This is a genomic window from Lacticaseibacillus styriensis (genome assembly GCF_030770295.1).
In the GTDB taxonomy this organism is placed as follows: Bacteria; Bacillota; Bacilli; order Lactobacillales; family Lactobacillaceae; genus Lacticaseibacillus; species Lacticaseibacillus casei.
Genome location: NZ_CP132483.1, coordinates 1,807,710 through 1,830,851 on the forward strand (window position 1 = coordinate 1,807,710; position 23,142 = coordinate 1,830,851).

At 48.9% G+C, this 23,142-nt stretch carries 24 protein-coding genes and 1 tRNA gene; 8 read left to right on the forward strand and 17 right to left on the reverse strand.

The genetic code is table 11. From position 1 onward, the window contains the following. Window positions 1–31: 31 nt before the first annotated feature. The gene (locus LACSTY_RS08670) at window positions 32–1,210 is read right to left on the reverse strand and encodes an AI-2E family transporter (RefSeq protein ID WP_087912339.1); all 1,179 of its coding nucleotides are present in this window, start codon (window positions 1,208–1,210) and stop codon (window positions 32–34) included. A gap of 76 nt (window positions 1,211–1,286) precedes the next feature. Here LACSTY_RS08670 and LACSTY_RS08675 point away from each other — a divergent pair, with 76 nt between their 5' ends. Continuing rightward, entirely contained in the window at window positions 1,287–1,721 is a 435-nt protein-coding gene (locus LACSTY_RS08675) for a GNAT family N-acetyltransferase (protein ID WP_087912340.1), read from the forward strand. A gap of 112 nt (window positions 1,722–1,833) precedes the next feature. Here LACSTY_RS08675 and LACSTY_RS08680 read toward each other — a convergent pair whose 3' ends face one another. From LACSTY_RS08680 to recX, 3 genes are all read right to left on the reverse strand, one after another. Beyond that, the gene (locus LACSTY_RS08680; protein WP_087912341.1) at window positions 1,834–2,352 is read right to left on the reverse strand and encodes a hypothetical protein; all 519 of its coding nucleotides are present in this window, start codon (window positions 2,350–2,352) and stop codon (window positions 1,834–1,836) included. 25 nt (window positions 2,353–2,377) lie between these two features. After that, the gene (gene ntdP, locus LACSTY_RS08685) at window positions 2,378–2,914 is read right to left on the reverse strand and encodes a nucleoside tri-diphosphate phosphatase (RefSeq protein ID WP_010487673.1); all 537 of its coding nucleotides are present in this window, start codon (window positions 2,912–2,914) and stop codon (window positions 2,378–2,380) included. A gap of 73 nt (window positions 2,915–2,987) precedes the next feature. Next, a complete protein-coding gene (gene recX / locus LACSTY_RS08690; RefSeq protein ID WP_087912342.1) occupies window positions 2,988–3,785 on the reverse strand; it encodes a recombination regulator RecX in 798 nt (265 codons plus the stop codon). Window positions 3,786–3,857: 72 nt separating this feature from the next. On the opposite strand from recX, the gene LACSTY_RS08695 reads away from it, so the two are divergent. Further along, window positions 3,858–5,378 (forward strand): helix-turn-helix domain-containing protein, encoded by a 1,521-nt coding sequence (locus LACSTY_RS08695; protein WP_087912343.1) that lies wholly within the window; start codon window positions 3,858–3,860, stop codon window positions 5,376–5,378. Between the two features lie 11 nt (window positions 5,379–5,389). Here LACSTY_RS08695 and LACSTY_RS08700 read toward each other — a convergent pair whose 3' ends face one another. After that, entirely contained in the window at window positions 5,390–5,770 is a 381-nt protein-coding gene (locus LACSTY_RS08700; RefSeq protein WP_087912344.1) for a hypothetical protein, read from the reverse strand. A gap of 76 nt (window positions 5,771–5,846) precedes the next feature. Here LACSTY_RS08700 and rlmD point away from each other — a divergent pair, with 76 nt between their 5' ends. Then, complete coding sequence (gene rlmD, locus LACSTY_RS08705; RefSeq protein WP_087912345.1) at window positions 5,847–7,214, forward strand: 23S rRNA (uracil(1939)-C(5))-methyltransferase RlmD; 1,368 nt, start codon at window positions 5,847–5,849, stop codon at window positions 7,212–7,214. Between the two features lie 76 nt (window positions 7,215–7,290). After that, a complete protein-coding gene (locus LACSTY_RS08710; protein WP_087912346.1) occupies window positions 7,291–7,779 on the forward strand; it encodes a nucleoside 2-deoxyribosyltransferase in 489 nt (162 codons plus the stop codon). 61 nt (window positions 7,780–7,840) lie between these two features. Here the strand turns inward: LACSTY_RS08710 and spxB are convergent, their stop codons facing one another. The 4 genes from spxB to LACSTY_RS08730 all read right to left on the reverse strand — a co-directional run bounded on the left by spxB (window position 7,841) and on the right by LACSTY_RS08730 (window position 13,499). Next, complete coding sequence (gene spxB / locus LACSTY_RS08715) at window positions 7,841–9,595, reverse strand: pyruvate oxidase (RefSeq protein WP_087912347.1); 1,755 nt, start codon at window positions 9,593–9,595, stop codon at window positions 7,841–7,843. A gap of 255 nt (window positions 9,596–9,850) precedes the next feature. Then, window positions 9,851–11,044, reverse strand: a complete 1,194-nt coding sequence (locus LACSTY_RS08720; protein ID WP_087912348.1) for a hydroxymethylglutaryl-CoA synthase — start codon at window positions 11,042–11,044, stop codon at window positions 9,851–9,853. Next, complete coding sequence (locus tag LACSTY_RS08725; RefSeq protein WP_087912349.1) at window positions 11,028–12,308, reverse strand: hydroxymethylglutaryl-CoA reductase, degradative; 1,281 nt, start codon at window positions 12,306–12,308, stop codon at window positions 11,028–11,030. The genes LACSTY_RS08720 and LACSTY_RS08725 overlap by 17 nt, the downstream gene beginning before the upstream one ends. A gap of 9 nt (window positions 12,309–12,317) precedes the next feature. Next, window positions 12,318–13,499: a thiolase family protein gene (locus LACSTY_RS08730; RefSeq protein WP_087912350.1), complete on the reverse strand. Its 1,182-nt coding sequence runs from the start codon at window positions 13,497–13,499 to the stop codon at window positions 12,318–12,320. A gap of 472 nt (window positions 13,500–13,971) precedes the next feature. Between LACSTY_RS08730 and LACSTY_RS08735 the strand changes: the two genes are divergently transcribed. Further along, on the forward strand, window positions 13,972–14,271 hold the full coding sequence (locus LACSTY_RS08735; protein WP_087912351.1) for a hypothetical protein: 300 nt from the start codon (window positions 13,972–13,974) through the stop codon (window positions 14,269–14,271). Here LACSTY_RS08735 and LACSTY_RS08740 read toward each other — a convergent pair. Then, entirely contained in the window at window positions 14,268–15,098 is an 831-nt protein-coding gene (locus LACSTY_RS08740; protein WP_087912352.1) for a TIM barrel protein, read from the reverse strand. The two genes, LACSTY_RS08735 and LACSTY_RS08740, sit on opposite strands and share 4 nt — an antisense overlap. 177 nt (window positions 15,099–15,275) lie before the next feature. Continuing rightward, entirely contained in the window at window positions 15,276–15,839 is a 564-nt protein-coding gene (locus LACSTY_RS08745; RefSeq protein ID WP_087912353.1) for a restriction endonuclease, read from the reverse strand. A gap of 113 nt (window positions 15,840–15,952) precedes the next feature. Here LACSTY_RS08745 and LACSTY_RS08750 point away from each other — a divergent pair, with 113 nt between their 5' ends. Continuing rightward, a complete protein-coding gene (locus LACSTY_RS08750; protein ID WP_087912354.1) occupies window positions 15,953–16,771 on the forward strand; it encodes an aldose epimerase family protein in 819 nt (272 codons plus the stop codon). Window positions 16,772–16,865: 94 nt separating this feature from the next. On the opposite strand, the gene LACSTY_RS08755 is transcribed toward LACSTY_RS08750, so the two are convergent. Then, window positions 16,866–18,008: a M20 family metallopeptidase gene (locus tag LACSTY_RS08755; protein ID WP_225362686.1), complete on the reverse strand. Its 1,143-nt coding sequence runs from the start codon at window positions 18,006–18,008 to the stop codon at window positions 16,866–16,868. Window positions 18,009–18,053: 45 nt separating this feature from the next. After that, window positions 18,054–18,659: an ECF transporter S component gene (locus LACSTY_RS08760; RefSeq protein ID WP_049172308.1), complete on the reverse strand. Its 606-nt coding sequence runs from the start codon at window positions 18,657–18,659 to the stop codon at window positions 18,054–18,056. Window positions 18,660–18,849: 190 nt separating this feature from the next. On the opposite strand from LACSTY_RS08760, the gene LACSTY_RS08765 reads away from it, so the two are divergent. Both LACSTY_RS08765 and LACSTY_RS08770 read left to right on the forward strand, forming a co-directional pair. Then, a tRNA-Leu gene (locus LACSTY_RS08765) sits at window positions 18,850–18,935 on the forward strand. A gap of 103 nt (window positions 18,936–19,038) precedes the next feature. Next, entirely contained in the window at window positions 19,039–19,503 is a 465-nt protein-coding gene (locus LACSTY_RS08770) for a GNAT family N-acetyltransferase (RefSeq protein WP_087912356.1), read from the forward strand. Here LACSTY_RS08770 and LACSTY_RS08775 read toward each other — a convergent pair. From LACSTY_RS08775 to trpX, 4 genes are all read right to left on the reverse strand, one after another. Further along, on the reverse strand, window positions 19,496–19,948 hold the full coding sequence (locus LACSTY_RS08775; RefSeq protein ID WP_087912357.1) for a SprT family protein: 453 nt from the start codon (window positions 19,946–19,948) through the stop codon (window positions 19,496–19,498). The two genes, LACSTY_RS08770 and LACSTY_RS08775, sit on opposite strands and share 8 nt — an antisense overlap. Before the next feature lie 261 nt (window positions 19,949–20,209). Then, complete coding sequence (locus tag LACSTY_RS08780) at window positions 20,210–20,962, reverse strand: ABC transporter ATP-binding protein (RefSeq protein WP_087912358.1); 753 nt, start codon at window positions 20,960–20,962, stop codon at window positions 20,210–20,212. Beyond that, the gene (locus LACSTY_RS08785; RefSeq protein ID WP_025012662.1) at window positions 20,955–21,854 is read right to left on the reverse strand and encodes an ABC transporter permease; all 900 of its coding nucleotides are present in this window, start codon (window positions 21,852–21,854) and stop codon (window positions 20,955–20,957) included. Before LACSTY_RS08785 ends, LACSTY_RS08780 begins: the two co-directional genes overlap by 8 nt. Beyond that, window positions 21,851–22,846: a tryptophan ABC transporter substrate-binding protein gene (trpX, locus tag LACSTY_RS08790; RefSeq protein WP_151466845.1), complete on the reverse strand. Its 996-nt coding sequence runs from the start codon at window positions 22,844–22,846 to the stop codon at window positions 21,851–21,853. Before trpX ends, LACSTY_RS08785 begins: the two co-directional genes overlap by 4 nt. Between the last annotated feature and the right edge of the window lie 296 nt (window positions 22,847–23,142).

The window sequence follows — 23,142 nt, forward strand, 5'->3', positions numbered from 1 at the left end:
CGTAGTTCGATCACTTCAGTATAGCAAGTCCTTATTTCTTTTTCAATTCAGAATCGTGCTGCGCGCCGTCCTGTGGGGTCGGCTCGGGTAGTTCGCGCTCATCATCAAAATCTTCGTCATCCTTATGTTCTTGATGGAACCGATATAGTTCGTATAAGTAAGTAATGACGGTTTTGATCACGGCATAAGTCGGTACAGCCAAAATAGTGCCCAGTAGCCCCCATAAATTGCCCGCCACCATCAGCAAAATGATGATGGTTAACGGATGAATGTCCAAAGACCGACCGATGACATTAGGATAGATGAAGTTCCCGTCAGTCATCTGAATAATGACAACAACCAAGACAACCAGCAAAACTTTGGTCCATCCCTGGGTTGCCGCAATGACCAGCGCTGGGGCAATGCCAATATACGGTCCCAAATAAGGAATGATGGTGACCACACCGGCAATGAAACCCAGCAGATACGCGTATGGCATGCCAATGATCAGATAGCCAATAAAGGTAAAGGTGCCAACGAATAAACATTCAATTGCCTGACCACCGATATAATGCGATAGTGTGGCATTCAAGCGTGTGAACACTGTTGCCACCTCCGCATGATACCGCCGCGGTAAGAGTCGCTGAATACTTGGCACGAAGTTTTCGCCGTCTTTAAGGAAGTAAAAGAGCATCACCGGAATCGTAATAATGCTGACCACAATGCTTGCCAAGGAGCCAATCATACCTGGCAGGCCGCTTGAAAAGCTGCCTAACACCTGGCTCAACAATTTGCTCGGCGATATTTGTAAACTTGCCACATATTTACCAATGTTAAGCCGTTGATACCAAGTATAGTGCGACGCCTTACTGATAAAGGATCGCAGCCCTTTTAAGAAGTCCGGGATATTGGTAACGAATTGCGTAACCTGATAGATCAGATTCGGCAAGACGGCCATGACAATCAGAACAATGGCACCGATGACGACTAGGAAAATCAAAAGAATCGAAATATTGCGACTGATATGAAGCCGCTGCAACAGCTTCACAATCGGATTAAACAAATAGAACAAAAATCCGGCCGACAGAATCGGGATCAGCAGCGTTGAAAAGAACGTTGCAACCGGCGCAAATAAGAACGAGACCTGGGTTAAGCCGATCACCACGAAAATCAGTACCAATAACTCGACTGACCAGAACATTAATTTTGAATGGCGTAACTTATCAAACATAATTGGCCTCCCCAACCTCTTCTCGCTAGTGTTATAATAGCAAACAATTTATCAAAACGGAAAGAAGGTTCGTACCTTGGAAGTAAAGACAACAACTGCTTTAGATTCACCGATTCACCAAGATAGCGTTCAGATCCGGACACATGTTTTCGTCAAGGAACAGCACGTCCCGGCAGATCTGGAAGTCGACAGTGATGAAGGAAAAGCCACCTACTTTGTCCTTTATGACGCTGGCTTGCCTGTGGCTACTGCTCGAATTTTACCGGAAGCAAACGGCTATCACGTTCAACGCGTTGCCGTGGAAAAGGTCTACCGCAAGCATGGCCTTGGCAAAATGGTGCTAACCGCCATCATCAAATATGCCCGCCAGCACCATGTGGCGTTTCTAAAACTCGGCGCCCAGATTCAGGCAGTTGGTTTTTATAAAACTTTAGGATTTGAATTAACGAATCGACCGGAATTCCTGGATGCCGGCATTCGCCATCGTGAAATGATACTGAAACTAGATTAGGCGGTGCTTCAGGTTAGTCCGATTAAACCATTCAAATTTGAAAAAAATACGCTTCTAATTTGATTTTATTAGAAGCCCATCACTGCAAGCAGGCCATGCCGGGCTTGCTTTTTTATTCATATTCGTCAACCCCGGTCAACTGATCCGGATCAATATAAAGGCGATAAGCCACCGTTTTGACCGCCGCCCCATCAAGCAGATAACTTTCTAAATAATACGGATGATCCGTCTGACCTAGGCGTTCCGGGAGCGGATACCCTGCCTGCTCGATGATCTGTAAGCCTTTATTAAAGCTGGTAGCCAACGGTAATTCTTTTGCCAAAACTTGACTGGCCGGTTGCTTCACTTGCCCGGCCGTCGCCGCTGGCAGTTGGAAACAGTCGTAAGCTTTTGGTACATCTGTCCCCGCCGGCAATAAGCTGCCAATCCAGTACAGAAAGGTATCATACGGCGAAAAGATCACCATCGCCGTTCGGTTAGGCGTTTTGGCCAACTGATCAAGCGATTTAAATCCCAGTCGCTGTTCGAAATCCGTCCACGCAGGGCGAAACGTGCCGAGTTGATCGCTACTTTCGGTTGTATAAGCATGACCTGCAAATAATTGTGCAGGTTGTTGCGGAATTTGTTTCATATTGCCTCCAACATTCATACCGTCTTCAGATTCGATGGGCCAATTGTAAGTACCGGCGATACCACAAATCTACATAGGCTTGGGAAAAAGGCCCCTTACCGTGGTTGATCCAATCGACCAGCACTTTAACGTTGGCTTTCAAAATACGATCCGTCGTGGCGGGGTACTGCCACATTTTGCGGTGGGCTTCATATTCATCAACATCCAGCAGGCGCTTTTCCCCGTCCGCAAACACTTTGACATCTAAATCGTAATCAATATATTTCAGTGCTTCCTGATCCATGGTAAAAGGGGTCGCCAAGTTGCAATAATACGAAACGCCGCCTTCACGAATCATCGCAATCACATTGAACCAGTAATGCTTGTGAAAGAAAATAATTGCCGGCTCCCGCGTCAACCAGCGACGCCCGTCAGACTCGGTGACCAAGGTATGATCATTGCAGCCGATCAAGGCGTCTTCACTCGTTTTAAGCACCATCGTGTCACGCCAGGTGCGATGCAAACTGCCATCATGTTTATAACTCTGAATGGCGAACGAGTCGCCTTCTTTAGGGATCAGCATACAAAACCCGCTTTCTAAAATTCCGATTTCCATTATAACAAAGCTTATCGGATACCGCTAAAAAACTAGAGCTCTAGTCCTTTTCTGCCAAATCCGCCAAAACATCATCGATGGCATCCAAATCGAACCCCTTGCGAAATAAGGCCGACTTGACCTTTTGCTTACGAATTCGCGCTTCGTAATGTTGTTTTAACCGCCACTGTTTCGCTGCCTCGGCTTTTAAAAGTGCCAGCTCACTTTCTGCATCCGGTTGCGGATCGAGAATTTCAATCGCGGCAGTAATCGTTGCTTCGTCAAAACCTTTTTGAATCAAGGCAATCCGCAGTCGCTGTAATTGATCCTTAAATGCCCGGTTTTGATGGTGGCGCAGATTTTTTTGACCCGCACGCACCGCTGCTTCAGTCCAGGTTGTTGAAGGGATGGTGGCCAGTTGCTCGGTTAACAAATCGGCCGCAATGCCTTTCTGTTCAAGCTTGTGACGCACCATGCGTGGTCCGGCTTCGCCCATTTTGCTATTGGCTTCTAAATAACGCTGAACATACTCGGCATCGTTTAAAAACCCCAACTCGGTTAAACGCTGTAAGATTTGGCCGATGACGTCTTCTGGAAATTCTTCTTTCGCCAACCGTTCCTTGACTTCATGGCGAGTGCGACTTTGATGATTGATATAATTCAAACCAATCTCCAAACCCATGGCAACGACTTCGCTGTCCTTGATCTGGGCCTCCTCCGCTGGTGTGAGTGTCATCCCTTTGGCGAGCTGATAATTCACCAATGTCGTCTCACTGACCGGAAAGGCATACTCACCGTCCAAAAAAATATTATAGCGTCCCCGCCGTTTTTGCGCTGTTATCTTTGTAATTTGCCCCATGCGCTTTTGACCACCTTTCTAATCATGTCATCACTTATGTTATACTTTTGATAAATAAGATGGAGGTCTGTTATGTTTGAAGCTAGTTTTTTTGACCGTCATAGTTTGATTAATTATCAACTATTTCGGGCAATGAAGACCTTGCCACAAACAACCATATCGATCAATGCACTTAGCCGCACAACAGGTTTATCATACTCGCAAACCTACACGGCATTTCAGACCGTTTTGGTTCAGCTTAATAAAATCATTCCTGACGAAGCCGTTGACGAGGCAAATTTTACCCAATTTTTAAAACGGGTCACGCTCAACCAATACCGCTTTGCCTTGCTTAAAGACAGCCTGCCGTTTGAATTCTTTGATGACGTGTTTAAAAATCCGCATCCTGATTTTCACCGATTTAAAGAAAATCACCAGACAAGTGTTTCAACCTTGAGACGCCGGATTACCCCATTTCGGGATTACTTGGCGGACAATGGCGTCAGTCTCAACAGCACAACCTGGGCAATCGAAGGTGATGAGCTACATATCCGCTTGGCGATGTTTACCTTTTTTATGCTTGCTTATCGTGGTGCGGGCTGGCCGTTTTCAGCTGATCAGGAGCAGCAGGCAAAGACGCTTTTGACGGAGATTAATCAGGTTGCGCCAACCTTTTTGTTGGTACCGGTGCAACCGATGTCCAAGGAAGCATTGGTCATTCTTGCCATTCAGCTGATGCGGATCAAAGCAGGCCATGCCCTATTGCCGAATCGCCGCATGCAGCTGCTTTTTTCCGGACACGATGACCTGCCGGATTTGATTTTTACCCAATCACGGTTTCCTAATCTGTCAGCGTCAGAACTAAAGGCGGAAAAACAATTTTATTATTTTATGCGCATGTATTTTATGACCGTGACTCGGCAACCGCAAACGCTTGATCGGCAAATCATCGAACATTTCGATGAAACCGATAACCTCGTGAATCGATTTGTTTTTGGGTTGCTCAGCCACTTGAACGATCAGCTGCAAGAAACGGATCGCCAGCTGATTGCCGAAAGCCAAGTCATGATTGCTAATCTGTATCGTCTCAGTTTTAATGAATATGTACTCGATGGGCGATTTAGCCAGCGCATCGACTTTGCCCAATCACCTTACGAAGAAGCCGACAGCAGTCAATTAGCTGCGGAAATTCAACAGTACCTCAAAAAAATTCCTAAATCGATGCCTGAATCCATTTTTGCTGACTTCCCCGAGCCGTTCGTCAGCGGCCTGTATCTGTTGGTGAGAGACAATTATCCTGAACTTAACCGGGACATGCAGATGGTTGTCAATGTTCTCATCGAGCATGACTCGTTTGCCAAACGGGACTTGCTCAACTTTTTGGATGATCTGGGCTTTATCCGGGTTGTGCCACCTGATGCAGCGGTTAAACCGGATTTGATCATCACCAGCCTCACCAAACCAAAACGGGTGATCCCGCGTCTGGGCCACCCGTTTGATCCCGCAACCCCGCTGATTACCTGGATGCCGGAACCGACTGATTTAGATTATTTCAATCTTTATCGCCGACTCAAACAATTACAGCGTCAACACGGCTCATCAGCGCAGTTGTGAACCTTTTTATTTTAGTGAAAAGGCTTGGCGGTATAGCCGACAAAATAAACCAACGCCTCATAGCCGGCCAGTCCCAGAACGACCGCGGTAACCAACATCGTGTTGTTTAAGTTACTATTGCGGTTAAACCACAAAAAAACCACCATCAGAAACATCACGACAAAGTAGGCATTTTGCAGGCTGCGATTGATCTGAATTTCAAATTTAGCCTCAGGACTTTGATAATCAATCGCATGTACCTTGTTCAATCTGCCAACTTTATAGGTTATTTTGTCGCCGCGTTGGACTTTGAGATCTAACGTTTCGCCAACGTGCATGACATGTGGCGTTTCGTTTTGCCAAACGGTCGCCGTCATTTTTTTGCTCATGGTATTCGAATAAGTAATTTTCACAGTCAATCCTCCTGAAAGTACATTATACTAGAATTTTTCAGGGATCGTCACCATTTGTCAGCGTAAAGGAGTATTTATGGCAACCACGGTTAAAATCGGACAACGTTTTCCATTGACTATCAAGCGTTTGGATATCAACGGCGCAGGTATCGGGTACTATCAACGCAAAATCACCTTTGTCACCGGTGCGCTCCCCGGCGAGGTTGTCGTTGCTGAAGTAACAGCGATTCATGACCGCTATCTTGAAGCCAAGGTGCACAAAATTCGTTCGGCCTCACCTGATCGGGTGAAACCCACGGAACCGCTCTATGGGCAGATCGGCGGGATCGAATTAAACCACCTTGCTTATCCGGCACAATTGCGCTTCAAACGGGATGTGGTCGCACAGGCCTTAGCCAAGTTCAAACCAGCCGGCTGGCAGCATTATGACTTAAAGCCAACCATCGGCATGGCACACCCGACGCATTATCGCAACAAGGCTCAGTTCCCAGTTCGGGTCATTGATGGTCATGTTCGCGCCGGCTTATATGCGCCCGGCTCACATCATCTCGTCCCGTTAACCCATTTTTTGACGCAAGCACCATTAACGATGAAAGTCGTGACTGCTTTGTGTCAGCTGCTTGAAGAGCTCCAGATTCCAATTTACGAAGAAAAAAAGAACGCCGGCATTGTCAAAACGTTGGTCGTTCGGGAGTCTTTTGCAACTGGTGAAGTGCAAGTCACGTTCATTACCAACAGCGCTAAACTACCGCAGCAGACAAAATTAGTCGCGGCCATTGCAACGCGCTTGCCTATGGTCGTCAGCATTGCTCAAAATATTAACCCCGGCAATACATCGTTGATCTGGGGCAAGGAAAGCCGACTATTGGCTGGCCAGCCTTATATTCAAGAGACGTTGTTAGGCCGCACTTTTCAGGTGTCGCCACAAGCCTTTTTGCAACTTAATCCAGCGCAAACAGAACGTCTTTATACTGTCGCAAAAGATGCCCTTGAATTGGCACCATGCGATACACTGGTCGATGCGTATTGTGGAATCGGCACTGTCGGTATCAGCCTCGCTGACCGATACCAGACAATCTACGGCATGGATACGGTGCCTGAAGCGATTGCCGACGCGAAGGCCAACGCGGCTCATAATGGCTTTACCCAGGCCCATTATTTTGTTGGCAAAGCCGAGACACTGTTTCCTAAGTGGCTGGAAGAAGGAATTCACCCTGACGCCGTGATTGTCGACCCGCCGCGTGCCGGCCTTGAACGTCCATTTATCGATGCCTTGCTGAACCTTAATCCTAAGAAGTTCGTTTATATTTCCTGCAACCCCTCAACGTTAGCGCGGGATCTCGTTCCTCTGGCCAAACATTACAAGGTCGATTGGATTCAAAGCATCGACATGTTCCCACAAACGGCGCGCTGTGAGGCGGTTGTTAAGTTTACGCGACGCTAATCGCGTTAAATGAAGCAGCATCTTCACCAATCCCCATTCTTCCCCCAATTCATCCATTCAAAGCGAGGTTCCTGCCATGAAAATTTATTTTGCCAACGCCCTTTTCAGTCATGCCGACTTTGATTACAACGCAAAATTAGCCGCGCAAATTCGCACCGCCGTTCCTGAGGTCGATCTGTATGTGCCTCAAGAAAACGCGGCAATTAACAATAAGGAAGCTTATGCCGATTCCAAAATGATCGCCCAGGCTGATACTGATCGCCTGGAGGCTGCTGATCTGTTGGTGGCTATCTTAGACGGCCCAGTCATCGATAATGGGGTGGCCACTGAAATTGGGGTCGCCTATGCCACCAAAATCCCGATACTCGGCCTTTACACCGACAGTCGGCGTCTTGGCGCTACTAATCAGCAAAAGCTTGACGCCTTGCAACGGGTTGCCGAAAATCAATTCCATTATCTAAATCTTTATACGACAGGGCTAATCAAACTCAATGGCGCCATCTACACCGATGAAGCAGCGTTGGTTGCGGCCATAAAAGTCCGAGCAAACCTTAAGCCTAGCTAATCAAAAAAGCTTCCGCCACCAGATAACAATCTGATGAACGGAAGCTTTTTTTATGACTCAACTAAACATTCGCAGTGGTTTTTTCTGCATCTTCAAGCAATTGCCGGAACGGGATCAGACTCTCGGCATGATACTTCTTCACGAAGGCATCAACGGCTTCGGGATCCTGGGTTTGCTTGTCGAGAACCAATTGCTCAACCGGAATCGGCCGCAAGTTGGAAATCTTCACATCAATCACAACCGGACCCTTCCGATCCTTCGCCTTAGCAAACGCATCCTTAAGTTCATCCAGGGTGTGGACTTCAAAACCTTGAGCGCCCATGGCTTCGGCAGCTTTGCCATAATCGGCACCGATCAGATCAACTCCTGAGTGTGGCTGGTGCGTATCATCCTGCTCTGCTTCGATGAACCCTAGGCTTTGGTTCGTCAAAACCACGTTAATGATCGGCAGGTGATACTTCACTTGTGTCATAATGTCTTGCATCACCATCGCAAAGCCACCATCACCAGAGATTGACCATACCTGACGATCCGGGAACTCTGATTGTGCCCCAATCGCTGCTGGCAACGCATAACCCATCGTCGCATACCAGCCGGACGTGGTGAAGGCCTGATCATCGTTAGCCTTAAGATAGCGCATCCCGTTAATCGTCACGTTACCAACGTCGACTTGGAAAATGGCATCCTTTTCCGCCATTTCATTGATGAGCTTGAAGATTGGCTCAACCCGCAATGGCGTTTCAGCGTCGTCTTCAAAAGACTTCATCCAATCAACCCAGTTTGCCTTATTGGCTAATGAAGCGCGATACCAAGCCGTTTCCGGTAATGGCTCAGCGACGTTGGTCAATGCTTTGATGAACTTCTTGGCATCAGCAAGAACCGCTAAATCAACGGTGTGACGTCGGCCAAACTTGCTGGCATCAATATCAACTTGAATATATTTGGCATTCGGTGCGATAAAGTATGGCTGGAATGGGAAATCCGAACCAAGGAACAAGACCATATCGGCACCACGGGCAACCTCAACGCCCGGCTTGGACGCAACCCGGCCGGCAGAACCCATATTTGCCTTGTAGTCGTCAGGAACAACGCCTTTTGCCAAAGCCGTCGTGATAATCGGAATGTGCGTTTTTTCAGAAAAAGCGATAATCTCGTCCCGAGCACCACGCGCGCCATTACCAACGTATAAAATCGGCTTCTTGGCACCTTTGATGATGCTCCAAGCTGTCGCAACCTGCTCCGGGTCCGGCTCAGGCAAAAGCGGTTTCTGATAAAGGTTGGCCGATGATACATAATTGTCATCAATCTGTTCCCAACCAAGATCTTTAGGAATCGTCACCACTGCCACACCCTGATGCTTGTATGCCTGGCGAATGGCCTCGTCAACCACATGTGGCAACTGAGCAGCCGTCATCGCTGTCCGATTGTAAACCGAAACATCGGCAAACATCGGATTCTCATTCATTTCCTGGAAAAAGTTGGTGTTCATGGCAGCAGTCGGCACCTGCCCGACCAAAGCCAAAACCGGCACATGATCGTATTGAGCATCATACAACCCATTCAGCAGATGTACTGCCCCAGGCCCAGCAGAACCAAACGTTGCGCCAATGCGGCCAGTTACTTTAGCTTCACCGGCTGCGGCTAACGCACCGACTTCTTCATGCCGAACCTGAACATAGTTGATCGTGTGACGCCGATTATAAAGTGCATTCATCGTGCTATCAAAAGAACCACCAGGCAACCCATAAATGTTATGAATGCCCCAGTCTTCGAGCACCTTGATCATTGCGTCTGCAGCGTTGATTTTTTCTGTCATGACACTTGCCTCCATTATTACTTACATTTTGTAAGTTCATTACAAAAATGAGTATAACAATTAATCGTCAGCAATGCAAGCCCTTTCACCTCAACTAATCTTGCAAAAAAGCCAAAAGCCTAGTAATCGCTTCCATGACCGGCATAATAAGCCCGTTGGAACCATAACAGTCAACCAAATTGACTAATACAGATTGACATGTTTCATACCGTTTGCCGAAAATAACCGCCATAAAATAACCAGCCACAAATCAGATTAACGTGTCGAAGTCGATGAATTAGCCGGCCGCTTTTCGTACAAGCGCTCTTGCCCAACCACGCCAGTCAACACAAATTTGCCACGGAAGTACGCTGGATCCGGCCGATAATCTTCGGGATCATAAGGCACCTTGTCGCTGAACAGGGCCTCGTATTCCGGCACCGTCAACTGTTGTCGCTCATCTAACTGACGCGCGTGGGCGGCCGAGTTTAGTTGATCCTTAAAGCCCGGCTGCAAAATCCCGCTGAAGAACTCCGCCACGGCACCCGAGCCATATGAAAAGAGCCCGATACGGTCGCCGGCCTGCAGTGTTGCATCGTGCTCCAATAAGGAAAGCAGACCCAAATAAAGCGATCCCGTGTAAATATTTCCGATCCGGCGGCAGTAACGGGTGCTAGCGTCAAAACGTTTCTTTAACCGGCTCACAGTCTGGTCGTCGGCTTCGGGCAAGACTAAATCCAACGCCTTTTTGCCCATTTTGGTGTAAGGCAAATGGAAGGTCATCCCCGCAAAATCAGCTGCGGTCAAACTGTTTTCTGTCTGATAACGATCCCAGACCGCCTGAAAGAAGGCCAGGTACTGTTCAGTGGAATACTTTCCCTGTGCAATTGCAGTATCTTGATAAACCGGCCGCCAAAAATCATTAATTGATGCCGAACGATAAACCGAATCCGGCTCGATCGTGATCAGTCGCGGAGCCGCCTTGACGATCATCGCCACGGCGCCGGCACCTTGAGTGACTTCACCCGCTGTCGCCAAGCCGTACCGGGCAATATCAGCCGCAATGACCAGCACGCTTTTATCTGGATGCCCAGCAACATAATCCCGCGCCATCATCAAAGCCGCGGTTCCGCCATAACAGGCTTCTTTTAATTCAACTGCACGTACCCATTCAGGCAAGTCCAGCAGCTGATGAATAAACAACGCTGCCGATTTGCTTGCATCCACACCACTTTCGGTTCCGACCAGCACCATTCCCAGGCTGTCCCAGACTGCCGGGGTCATCAGTGGCGCTGCAGCATTGGCACCCATGGTCACAATGTCTTGACTTGAAGGCGGTACCGCCTGTTCATCTTGGCCGATACCGATGGTGTACTTGTCCGGTTCATCTCCCCGAACCTTTGCGAGTTCCACTAAATCGACGTAAAAGTCCGGTGTATCCATTGCAATGGCATCAATCCCGATTTTCATTGTTTGATTGGCCTACTTTCTGATTTGATCGAATGTTTGCTAAATAAGTTTTGGCATGTGCTAGGTCCATTTGCCCTTCCCGCAATGCAGCGACCAGAGCAGGCAGTTCGCGTTCGTCGGCACCAGCCGCGATCGCTAAGGCATTAGCTTGCAGCTTCATATGCCCGGCTTGAATACCCGGTCCGGCCAGTGCCCGCAATGCCGCAAGATTCTGCACCAAGCCCAATGCCGCAATCACCTGCTGCATGGTGGCTAAATCTCGATAACCACCAAGGCGGCGGACAGCTTGTGCCAGTGGCAAGGCACCGATTGCACCACCGACCGCTCCGAGCGGTAACGGTATTTGCAAGGTTCCTTCTAACTTACCGGCATGCATCACCCAGCGCGATAAAGGTTGATATTGGCCGCTAGCAGCTGCGAAAGCACCCACACTTGCGGCAATCGCCCGCGTGTCATTGCCAGTTGCCAAAACTGCTCCAATGACGCCGTTAAGAATTCCTTTATTATGCGTTACGGCACGTTCCGGATCGACAAAAGCCAATTCGCTAAGTTGCACGATTTTTTTGGCAATTACCTCACCTGACGCTGTCTTCGTGGCAAGGGTCGGCGGATCAAGTTGCACCGTCGCGGTCACTAACTCTGCTGGGGCATTTGTTAAAATACTGACCAAAATCGTTCCGTTGAGCCAGGTTTTAACGACTGCTGCAACTGCTTCGGCTACCGTATTGGCATAATTGGCGCCCATCGCCTCTTTAGGGTCAAGGGTTAAGCGAATCTTCAAAAAACGGTTGGCTAACACCGACACGGCAACGCCAACTAACCCGCCACCACGCTGAATCATGGAAGGATGGGCGGCTGCCACAATCGCTTTGATGTCTGCTTGATGGGCCAAAGCCGTTTGCTTGGCAGCTTCCAAATCGGCTAAGTCTGTCAAAACCACCTCGGTGACCACCTGATGCGAATCAACCCGTGCCACAACCCCGCCATTTTCGGCAGCAATCCGCGCACCATTACTGGCGGCTGCTACAACAGAAGGTTCTTCGTTGGCAAGTGGCACCTGATGTAACTGGCCATTCACTAATAGATTTCGGGCAATCCCTAAAGGTAGCGAAAATTCACCGATTGAATTTTCGATCAGCTTCGCTTCGGTTGCGGCAGGAAGGGATAACGTTGCCGCGAATAAACTGGCATCCGCCTGCGTCAGCGAACCTTCGCGAATCAATTGCGTGCGCCTTTCTTCAGGCGTTTTTTCGTAAAATTTCATCACGCCCTCCTAAACATGCCGGACGACTTGCATCGCGATGCCGATACCGCCGCCGACACATAAAGCTGCAATACCGGTCTTTTCATCACGTTCTGCTAAGTTATAAAGTAATGAAACCATAATGCGCGCACCGGATGCCCCAAGTGGATGCCCTAACGCTAAGGCACCGCCATTGATATTCACCTGTTCATCGGTTAAGCCCAAGTCACGCATCACCGCAACGCTTTGGGAGGCAAAGGCTTCATTAAGTTCGACTTGATCAATGGACGCGATCGAAGTGCCATTGGTCTGAAGCAATTGATCAATCGCCAATTTAGGCGCATAGCCCATGATATCCGGATCAATGCCGACTTCAGTATAATCGGTAATCGTCGCTAAATAATGTAGTCCTAGTTGCTCGGCTTTACTTTTGGCCATCAAAACCAAAGCCGCAGCACCATCATTAATACCGCTTGCATTACCAGCCGTCACCGTACCGCCAACTTCAAAAACCGGCGGCAGCTTGGCTAGTTGGGCCAGTGACGTGTCTGGACGGATGGCGGAATCGGTTTCGACGGTGACATCGCCATGGCGACCGGCAATCGTGACTGGCGCCATCTGCGATTTAAATCGACCTTCAGCCGCTGCAGCTGCCGCGCGTAAATGGGAGCGCAAGGCAAACTCATCTTGGTCGCGACGGCTAATCTCAAAGCGCGTGGCAATATTTTCCGCGGTGATCCCCATGGGTTGCTGACTGAAGGCGTCATTTAAACCGTCGCGGCTCAATCCGTCAACAAATGCCGTGTCGCCAAATTTATGGCCGGCACGCATGGCTTCGGCGTAATAAGGTACCTGACTCATACTTTCTGTACCGCCAACCAGCACAGCAGTGGCTTCGCCTAATTGAATCGCCGCCTGTCCCAGCCGAATCGCCTTTAATCCGGATCCGCACACTTCATTGACCGTCATGGCCGTGGAGCGATTTGCCATCCCGCTTTTTAACGCAATTTGCCGTGCCACATTCTGACCGGAACCGGCCTGTAAGACATTCCCGAAAATAGCCTGATCCAATTGTTCAGGATCAACCCGCGCTGCTTTAATAGCTGCCTGTGCCGCTGCAACCCCCAAATCAACCGCACTGGCGCCAGCAAGCTCGCCGCCCAGCTTCCCAATCGGCGTTCGCTTGGCACTGAGAATGACAACTTCTTCCATGATGACCTCCTAATACGTCCAATCGCGCTTCTTACGCTTTTTAGATAAACCGTTACAGTTTATCACAGACTTAACTGCAAAACACTGAGCTATAATTAGAGAGCGTGAACTGGCGCGGGTAGAAGCCGAAGTGTAAGTAGCCTCAGGCGTGATGGCCCGGGCTTAGGCCATTGCGACTGAGGTCCTTACACGCAGGCTTCTGCGCCAGTGAACGCGTTTGAGAGCGTGAACTGGCGCGCTTAGAAGCCGAAGTGTCGGCAGGCACCTGCACAAAAACTGTGCTTACAAAGCCAGCGCACGTTCTTATAAATTCACCCAAGCCTCCCGCGCAAATTAACCACTCGTTATGCTATCTACATCTCATAAAACCAAATCAAACATAAGCTTGCTTAAATTGTATGCGATTGTTCTGATAAGCACCAACCTTCTTCATGAATCCTTAACTTTTGCCATTAGAAAGGAGGCCGCCACCATGCGAGTGATTGATTTACTCGCGTTATTAGCCGACCAAAACAAAAACGCCTCCGTGTTGCTGGACACGCAACCAACACCGAGCCGTTTTGATGACTTTATCCTGACAACCGCGGACGATCAGCCGCAACTGATTTTTAAACCCAACTTGACCCGGAAAGCGCCTTTACGTGTCTGGGAATTGCAGCTCTTATTAAATAAACCGGATCTCCAAGCGCGATTTTTGTATCTGACTGACGCAAATGGACCACGCGCTCTTTTTGGGTTCATCAAGCGCCAGAACGATTTACTACTTAACTAGGCTGGGTGCTTGGCTGCGGCTAATTCCTCAGCCACCTTTTCTAAATAGTGATGGCTGGCAATCATTTCTTCACAGTTGAATTGATCCTTCAATCCGATTTCATAAATCCGACTGGCCTTAGGGTTGAGCAGCGGCAAAACCCGCGCCCAGTCAATCCGGCCTTGCCCAAGTGGCAGGCTGTCATGCGTTTTACCCATCGAATCGACAAGATGATAGTGCCGAACCAAAGGCTTTAGATTCGCCAGACTGGCCATGAGCCGATCATTATCGCCGTGAAGCGTGATGAAGGTGTGGCTGGTATCATAGGCTAACGGTAGCTGCCAACGCAATATCCGCGCCTCAAAATCAGGATCGCCATAGCGAAAAATGGGGGACATGGAGTTTTCAAAGACAACGTGTCCCGGTGCCTCCTGAGCAAACGCAATCATCCGCGCTAAAGCAACATCCTGCGCCTTGGCAACGTCCGTCCACCCAGCATAATCGCCTGGTGTGTCCACCCGATAACCCCCATGGATCAACGCCGTCGCATTCACCTTTTTGGCCAGATTCATGAGCTTAATCGAACTAGTCATCATAAAATCATAACGCGTCGGATACTTGGTCGGATTCATGGCTAATTCATTACGTTGACCGCCGAACCGCATCGGATGATGGAAAACCACTGTAGGCACTTGGCTGCGCACCCAAGTCACCATTTTCAAAAAATGGGCCCATCCCGTTGCCGTAAAATCGTTTTCGGTTAAGTGAAATTCAAATACGTCCGGATGATACTGCAACCGATCACGAATCTGCCGTTCATCTGTACTAGCTTTTAATCCCAGTAACATCGATTGTTTGCTGCCTCCTCATCAAACTGATAACACGCGGTTGCCCAAATTACCATAACGCGTTCGCCGGCGCAGAAGTCTGCGTGTAAGGACCTTGGTCGTGATGGCCTAAGCCCGGGCAATCACGCCCAAGACCACTTACACTCCGACTTCTAAGCGCGCCGGCTCACGCTCACCTCAACTTGGCAGTCTTCTCATAAGCCGCTTGAGCTTTTTGCGATCAATGAGCATAACCCCTAGATCATCCGCTAGTGCGATTGCCGAGTCGGAAAAGTCACTGTTGGTGATCACCGCTGCTTGATCAAGTTTATAAAATTGATGGCCGGCCCAAACTTCCTGCACCGCTTTATTGCCGACAAAACCGGTATAGCGTTTGCATTGAAACCCAATGGACTGCCCTTTTTTTCGAGCGATAATGTCGATTCCCTGATCACCGGAAGCTTGCGTCAGCTGAATATGTTTAAAACCGTTTCGCTTCAACAAGTAAGCACAAAACTCCTCAAATTTCTCGCCTTCCATGATGTCGACATTTTCCATTTTTAAATCACGGAAGCGAAAATGGTGATGGTACAGCCAAACGGCATTCACCACCACAAACAGACTAATGATCACAAAACTTGCCGGATCGCCATATGGTCGCAACTGCCGGGGCAGAATGTCGCGGGCCCAGAAACTGTAGGCAAGTGCCAGAATAAATAGTGCCCACAGTAATTGATAGGCCTTCTTAAGTAACGTTCTCATGGTTCCACCCTTCTCTTTCCTTATCAAGCCTAGCAGATTCAAGTCATGATTGCATTGAATCTGGAGCAATTTTTCTGTAGGCTTAAACTATTGAGAGAGGAAGCGTTTTCGCCATGAAACTAAGCGCCAAAATTTTTGCCAAAGTCGGTCAGGAACGAATTACCCAATATACTTTGGTGAACGATCATCACATGACCTTACGCTTTTTAACGTTCGGTGCCCGGGTCCAACAGGTTCGTCTGCCTAATGCGACCGGATTTGACCCTAACTTACTGCTTGGATTTGTCACTTTAGAAGACTATCTGCATCAGCCCGGCTTTTTCGGCGCCATGACCGGTCCGCTGCAACCAGACGAAGCCAATGTCCCTGGCGCATGGCAAAACTGGAACTGGGCGGTGAAAACCAGTCAGGATCCTGATTTAGTCATCACGTTTTCGCTAGACTTGCCAGAAGGTGCTGATGGCCAGCCCGGCATGCGTCAACTTAGCATTACCCACCGACTCAACAATGCGAACGTCTGGACAATTGATATGACAATCCAAACCAGCGCTTCAATTCATCTACATCCGCGGCTGGTATTGCCTTGGCTGCTCACAGCTGATCCGGCACAAACGATGATGCAGGCTAAATTAACAATTGCCTCGCAGCCAAGTATGATCGCACAACAGTCAAAAGTTTATGCGGCTCAGGACTACGACTTAGCAGCCGCTGACTGGCAACTCCATTACCTGACCGATGCGCCGGCTACCCGAATCGATCCGTTTGCCGACATTGGCACGCAAAACAATTTCAACGGCATCCTCGGACAGCCCCATGTGGCAGTCGGCTTTGCCCCTGAAGCTAATTTGCAAGCACAAGCCTGGGAACTTCCTGCAGGTGCGACATGGCACCATCATGCTGAATATCACCTAGGCATTCGGCACGAGTCGTAAGCCAGACTCAGTTGCGTCTAACAAACGCATTTAGTTGACCAAAAAACCTTGTACGCATGACCCGCACAAGGTTTTTTGATTGTCAATATTCTGGTTAATAGTTCAGGAAAACATCTTTATAAACTTTCACACTGTCAAAAACATCTTGAAGCGCCACATATTCGTTGGTCTCATGTGATGTATCATTTCCCGGCCCATAAATTGCCAGATCCAACCCATCGTGATAAAACAGTGCTGCATCAGTAATCCCGGTCCGATACGCCACGGCCCCGCGATCAAGACCGATACGTTGCCGTGCCTGCTGAACGGTCTCAATCAAGGCATTGTCAGGCGAAGCAGCAGCCGCGCCCAGTACTGAGTCAATTGAAAGCGCCAGATGCACGCCTTTAGGTACAGGCGTTTTCGCTGCTTGTTTTAGCGCCTGAATAAACGCATCATTGTCGGCGATCATGGTTGTGCGAATATTGCCACGCAGATAGGCCGACTCAGGTAGCGAGTTGATCTGGTTCCCGCCATGGATAATATCAATATTGTGCGTGGCGTGTCCCAAAATCGGATCATCCTTGGCCTGCAACGGCGCTGTTGCGGTCAATGCCGCATTAGCAAATGCAAACAAACCGTGAATGGCATTGGCCCCAAGATCCGGACGCGATGAATGCGCTGCTTTACCATGCGCGGTCAACGTATAATCGATAATCCCGCGCTCAGCCGCATCCACGTTACTATTGCCAGGCTCTGCCACTAAAAGACCATTGAGGCGGTCGCCATAACCCGCTGCTGCCAATTGCCGGGCGCCATAATTATCGATTTCTTCACCGACAGTGGCCATCAACTGAATCCCATGATCCAGTTGCGCATGCGCGACTTGTTTCAAAGCGACAACCACCGCTGCCAACCCGGATTTCATATCCGTTGCCCCGCGGCCATATAACTTGCCGTCTTTTACCTGTCCTGAAAACGGTGGAAACTGCCATTTGGATTCATCGCCGGCATCGACAACATCCATGTGCCCATCGACACCTAGCCACCGTTTGGCATTTGGATCGCCAACGGTCAAAACCAGATTATCCCGTCCCGGCGCATATGTGATCCGCTCGCGCTTAATTAAACCGGCTTGCAACTCAGGGGCTAAATAAGCCTCAATCAGCTCAGCAACTTGACCTTCTTTTGCGCCAACACTCGGTACTTGTACCATTGCCTGCAATAAATCAACGACTTGCTGCTCTTCATCTGTCAATCCAAAACCTCCGCTTCTCAAAACTCATGATTGCTGATTCTAAAACTACTTTCGCCGAAAACGCAGTAACGCATGGCCTAAGATGGGTGTGACAATACCGCCTAGCAAAGCTTCAGCAACCGCGTTAATGGCCAGCGCCGTGATCAGCAGCCACCCAAGATTGGATGCATTAGCACCTGGCACAATTTGCGCAGCCTTGCTCGAAAAAAGCAACCAGGTAAAGCCAATGACCAAAAGTGTGTTGGTCAAGGCACCGGCCACACCGGCGAATACCATTTTAATCGTTTGCGCCAGCGCACTTTGATGGCGCTTAAACATTTGGTGAAAGATAAACGCCGCCACGAGACCCACCATGACGCGCGGCACCAATGCAATAATCGGATTACGAAAAAGCAATAAAGTCACAGGATCAGTCGCTGATGTATAAGCACGGATCAGGCTCGTCAGCCCCCATAATAAGCCAAGACTGGCACCACCGCCATATCCTAGAACAATCCCACCAATAATGACGGTCAAATGAATCGTCGAAATGGCAGGCCAGGCTGGAAAAATCTGAACATACCCCACCATCGGAATATAAGCCTGGAGGATAATTAAAGCACCGAGAATTCCAATAATAGCAATGTTATACGCTTTCCCTCGACGCGTCATGCTGGACACCCCCTATTTGTTTACAGTTAGCTCTATCAGATTATACACGTTCCAAGCAGCACCAAACAAGTTCAGCTTTCAGTCAGGACTTGTCAACTTTTCGCCACTCTACGGGTTCAACCGAATAGTAAATTTTTGTTGACTTTGATCATCTGATTTTCTATAATATTTCTTGTGCTTAAATAGCCATGCGGGCATGGCGGAATTGGTAGACGCGCAAGATTAAGGATCTTGTGAGCATTTTTGCTCATGGAAGTTCGAGTCTTCTTGCCCGCAGCGTAAAAAGATCCGACCAACAACGATAACTTGTTGATCGGATCTTTTTTAATGATTGGTTATCCGTAACCGCTTAATTCGAATGAGATAGGAGTAACTTAAAATGCTTCGTGAAGCCCAGTTTGTTGATCTGTCTGCAATCGTGGATCTTTACCAACAGCTTACAACGGAAATGGCGACATTGGCGCCAGAAACGTATCGACCATTAGCCACTGATAACCGCCAATATTTTGCCGATTATCTGCAAAACGACCTTGCCCGGTTATTTGTGACCGAAAGTCATGGGAAACTTACCGGTTTTGCCTTGGTTGTCTTAGCACAAACCAGTGCCAGTCCTGAATTCGTGCCGCAACATTTTGCCCAACTCATCGACCTCTTCGTCATCCCTGATCAGCGTCATCACGGCTTGGCAAAGCAGCTGATGGCGGCAGTTACGGCTTTTGCCAAAAGTCACCAGGCATCTTTTATCCAACTCAATGTCCTCAGTGCTAATAAGACGGCTCGTGAAGTATACGCCAAGGCCGGTTTTGAACCAGTCAATTTAACGTTACAAAAGCCACTCAACTGATCACCGTTTTTTGTAGTCGTAACTTGCCTCGGCAGTGGCCACAGGCATACCGTCTGACGTCAATCCGCCGCCGACGAATGAATTGCCGGCCGCATTGCGTACAAACATAGGTATATTGACGGCCGGTCGTGGGTAGCGGCGGAGCAAAGCGGGACCCGCCAACTGCTGCCAGTAATTGGCGAAAATCATGATCGCGGTGTTGGTACCCGCGATGCTGGGCGTACAAATGATAGTGCACCAGTTCGTGCTTGATGATGCCATCGGTGATTGCTGGGGGATAAGCGGCAAAGAGTTTGGGGTTAAAGTCCAAATTCATGTCAGCTGGATGAAACCGGCCACCAGTTGTTTTAAGCCGGGCATTGAAAATGGCACGGTGGCGGAACGGCTGGTGAAATGCCGCCACGGAAATTGCCTCCACGCGTGCCTGTAGTTCTTGGTTTGTCATCGTTGAACATTACCTCCGAGCCAACAGTGTACATCAAGTGATGCTCGATTGCACGACTGACGCTGACCGCTAATCTGTTCATAAAAAATCTATACCAATAATACAAAATCGGTTCTAGGCGTTCATGCATGATTGATGTGCACGATCATCTAGAACCGATTTTTAATGTCATTGCAAAATTAAATCTGACTCACGCGTCACGCATTTTTTATGCATCGAGACGCATTGACTTGAATGCTTCAGCTAACTAAAAATATTATTTTAGCTGAAGAACGCCAACACATCGTTACGGGTTAGCGCCGCTTTTCTCTTTTGATCAAAATCAGCCACAATCTGGCCGGCATCCAAAACGATTAAGCGCGTGCCATAGCGTAACGCATCTTCGACTTGATGGGTAATCATTAAGCAGGTTAAATGTTGGCCCGAAACAATTTCGTTAGTCAGCGTCATGATTGATTGGCTCGTGTGCGGGTCCAGTGCTGCCGTGTGCTCATCAAGTAATAACAGATCAGGCTCGCGCATGGTGGCCATTAATAGACTCAGTGCCTGCCGTTGCCCGCCGGAAAGTTGTTCAGTCGGCTTATCAAGCGCTTCAGCCAGACCATTCCCGGTTTTGGCCGCAAGTTCTTTCAGCCGCTCCTTTTGGGCAGTAAGTCCCCGTGAGCGCAAACTTAAGCGCTGGCCACGGTGACTGGCTAATAGCAAGTTTTCGGCGACCGTCATCCGCGGGGCTGTGCCCATTTTCGGATCTTGGAAGACTCGGGCAATGTGACGCGCCCGTTGCTCCGGACGTTGCCCATTCAACTTTTTACCCGCTAAGGTCACCGTTCCTCCGCTCACCGGCAGATCACCGGTAATGGCGTTAAACAGCGTCGATTTTCCTGCGCCGTTATGGCCTAAGACTGTTACGAAATCACCGGTTTTGACCGTTAACGTCACGTCTTGAAGCAAGGTTTTTACTTCCGTTGCGACCGGTACATTGACTGTGACGTGATCCAATATTAATTCAGCCATGTGCCTGCACCCCTTTTTGCAAAACTCGCCGTAATCGCAGTTGATGATCGATTTGCGGCACCATGATGGCAACGGCTAGGACCACTGCCGAAATCAATTTCAGGTCGTCGGCGTTGAATCCCAGTGCCAAAACCACTAGCAGAACAAACCGGTATAGAATACTGCCCAGAATCACGGCGACCAAGCGCTGTGACAAGGTCAGTTCACCGAAAACGACTTCACCGATGATGATGGCGGCAAGCCCGATAACAATGATCCCGATACCCATATTGACATCCGCGTAGCCGTTGTTCTGCGCTAACAAGCCACCGGCAAGTCCGACAAGCCCATTCCCGACCATTAAACCAAGCACCATTTGATGATCAGGGTCAATCCCCAAACTACGCGCCATGTTCGGATTATCTCCGGCAGCAATAAAGCCCTGGCCCAATTGGGTGTTTAAAAACAGCATCAGTAATCCGACGACAACGACCGCAACCACCAGCCCAATCACGACGCTGTTAAAGTATGGCGGCAGATCCTTCAAAAACGATTCCTGAAAAAGATTGGCTTGATGCAACAAGGATAAGTTCGCCCGCCCCATAATTCGTAAGTTAATCGAAAACAGGCCGGTCATAACCAAAATACCAGCAAGCAAGACCGGAATCCGTCCTTTTGTCGTTAATAAGCCTGTTGCCAAGCCCGCAAGCATCCCCGCTCCGGTAGCAAGCAGTGTCGCAATGATCGGCGAAATGCCATGGGTAATCGCACTAACCGCGACTGCCGCCCCAAACGGGAAAGTCCCTTCAACTGTCATATCGGGAAAATCCAGAACCCGAAATGTTAAAAACAAGCCAAGTCCGATTAACCCATAAAGTAATCCTTGACCAATTGCCGAAACGCCTAAACTCATTTGATCACCGTTCCCTTCGTCTCTGCCTGTTTGACTAACGCGCTAGGTAAGGTCAACCCTAACTGTTTTGCCTGTTTCTCGTTTAAAATAAGCTCGCCTGTTTTTTCAAAATGAATGGGCGTCGTTGCGGGTTTGGTTTTGCCTTTCAAAACATCCGCTAACATGTGTCCGGTCACAACGCCTAGATGAAACTGATTGATTCCGATCGTGGCAACTCCACCTTGTTTAACCATGGTATCGACAGTCGGAAAAATTGGCACCTTGCGCGCATTAGCCGCCGCAACCAGCGTTTGCATCGCGCTTGCAACCGTGTTGTCAGTCGGCACGAAAACGGCATCAACTTGGCTGACCATTTGACTTGCCACTTGGTTTAAATCATTGGTGGAACTAATGGCATACCGTTTCACCGTAAACCCTTCTTTTGGTCCGAGTTTTGCCACCATTTTAGCTTGTGTCTGGGCTGAGTCGTCGCTAGAAGTGGCAATCACACCCAGCGTTTTGGCGTCAGGCATGATCTGGCGAATCAGCTTCAGTTGGGCCGCAATCGGCGCCTGGTCAGAAACACCGGTGATATTGCCACCCGGTTTTTTGACATTTTTGACTAATTTAGCCGCCACCGGATCGGTAATGGCGCCAAGAATGATCGGCGTTTTCTGGTTAACATTGGCCAGTGCCTGAGCCGCCGGTGTTGCAATTCCCACGGTGGCCGCCGCATTTTCTTGGGTAAACCGTTCCGACATTGACTTCAGATTGCTCTGATCATTTTCAGCATTCTGGAAGTCGATCTTAATGTTTTTTCCGTTAACGTAACCCTTATCTTTTAGTCCTGAAATAATGCCTTTATGAATCGCATCTAACGCCGGGTGAGTCGTCAGCTGTAAAATTCCTACTGTTGGCTTTGTTTGCGTCCGTTGCATTGTCGTACCGCTTTGAAAATAGGCAATGCCTAAAAAGCCGAAAATGATGATGATCAATCCAAGCATTCGCTTCATGCGGGTTCCTCCAATTGTTGTGATTTTTGGTTTGGTGTGGTGAGGTTGTTGTGTGTATCGAGCCGTGACGCGTGTATCGGCATGTAAAGGCCTTGTTGTCGCCATGGCTCATTTCCTTCCAACCATGGCAGCTAGTTCTAATGACGTCTAGTCGATAAATTCTGCTTTCGCTTTCTATAACGCGTTCGCAGTCGCAGAAATCTACGTGTAAGGACCTCAAGCCTAAATGGCAAAACCCAGCCATTTAGGCTTGAGGCCACTTACACTCCGATTTCTAAGCACTCCTGCTCACGCTC

Excerpts from the sequence above, each read along its gene's own strand:
- LACSTY_RS08670 (WP_087912339.1), bottom strand. The coding sequence starts at position 1,210 with ATGTTTGATAAGTTACGCCATTCAAAATTAATGTTCTGGTCAGTCGAG.
- LACSTY_RS08680 (WP_087912341.1), bottom strand. The coding sequence starts at position 2,352 with ATGAAACAAATTCCGCAACAACCTGCACAATTATTTGCAGGTCATGCT.
- ntdP (WP_010487673.1), bottom strand. The coding sequence starts at position 2,914 with ATGCTGATCCCTAAAGAAGGCGACTCGTTCGCCATTCAGAGTTATAAA.
- recX (WP_087912342.1), bottom strand. The coding sequence starts at position 3,785 with ATGGGGCAAATTACAAAGATAACAGCGCAAAAACGGCGGGGACGCTAT.
- LACSTY_RS08695 (WP_087912343.1), top strand. The coding sequence starts at position 3,858 with ATGTTTGAAGCTAGTTTTTTTGACCGTCATAGTTTGATTAATTATCAA.
- rlmD (WP_087912345.1), top strand. The coding sequence starts at position 5,847 with ATGGCAACCACGGTTAAAATCGGACAACGTTTTCCATTGACTATCAAG.
- LACSTY_RS08710 (WP_087912346.1), top strand. The coding sequence starts at position 7,291 with ATGAAAATTTATTTTGCCAACGCCCTTTTCAGTCATGCCGACTTTGAT.
- spxB (WP_087912347.1), bottom strand. The coding sequence starts at position 9,595 with ATGACAGAAAAAATCAACGCTGCAGACGCAATGATCAAGGTGCTCGAA.
- LACSTY_RS08720 (WP_087912348.1), bottom strand. The coding sequence starts at position 11,044 with ATGAAAATCGGGATTGATGCCATTGCAATGGATACACCGGACTTTTAC.
- LACSTY_RS08725 (WP_087912349.1), bottom strand. The coding sequence starts at position 12,308 with ATGAAATTTTACGAAAAAACGCCTGAAGAAAGGCGCACGCAATTGATT.
- LACSTY_RS08730 (WP_087912350.1), bottom strand. The coding sequence starts at position 13,499 with ATGGAAGAAGTTGTCATTCTCAGTGCCAAGCGAACGCCGATTGGGAAG.
- LACSTY_RS08735 (WP_087912351.1), top strand. The coding sequence starts at position 13,972 with ATGCGAGTGATTGATTTACTCGCGTTATTAGCCGACCAAAACAAAAAC.
- LACSTY_RS08740 (WP_087912352.1), bottom strand. The coding sequence starts at position 15,098 with ATGTTACTGGGATTAAAAGCTAGTACAGATGAACGGCAGATTCGTGAT.
- LACSTY_RS08745 (WP_087912353.1), bottom strand. The coding sequence starts at position 15,839 with ATGAGAACGTTACTTAAGAAGGCCTATCAATTACTGTGGGCACTATTT.
- LACSTY_RS08750 (WP_087912354.1), top strand. The coding sequence starts at position 15,953 with ATGAAACTAAGCGCCAAAATTTTTGCCAAAGTCGGTCAGGAACGAATT.
- LACSTY_RS08760 (WP_049172308.1), bottom strand. The coding sequence starts at position 18,659 with ATGACGCGTCGAGGGAAAGCGTATAACATTGCTATTATTGGAATTCTC.
- LACSTY_RS08770 (WP_087912356.1), top strand. The coding sequence starts at position 19,039 with ATGCTTCGTGAAGCCCAGTTTGTTGATCTGTCTGCAATCGTGGATCTT.
- LACSTY_RS08775 (WP_087912357.1), bottom strand. The coding sequence starts at position 19,948 with ATGACAAACCAAGAACTACAGGCACGCGTGGAGGCAATTTCCGTGGCG.
- LACSTY_RS08780 (WP_087912358.1), bottom strand. The coding sequence starts at position 20,962 with ATGGCTGAATTAATATTGGATCACGTCACAGTCAATGTACCGGTCGCA.
- LACSTY_RS08785 (WP_025012662.1), bottom strand. The coding sequence starts at position 21,854 with ATGAGTTTAGGCGTTTCGGCAATTGGTCAAGGATTACTTTATGGGTTA.
- trpX (WP_151466845.1), bottom strand. The coding sequence starts at position 22,846 with ATGAAGCGAATGCTTGGATTGATCATCATCATTTTCGGCTTTTTAGGC.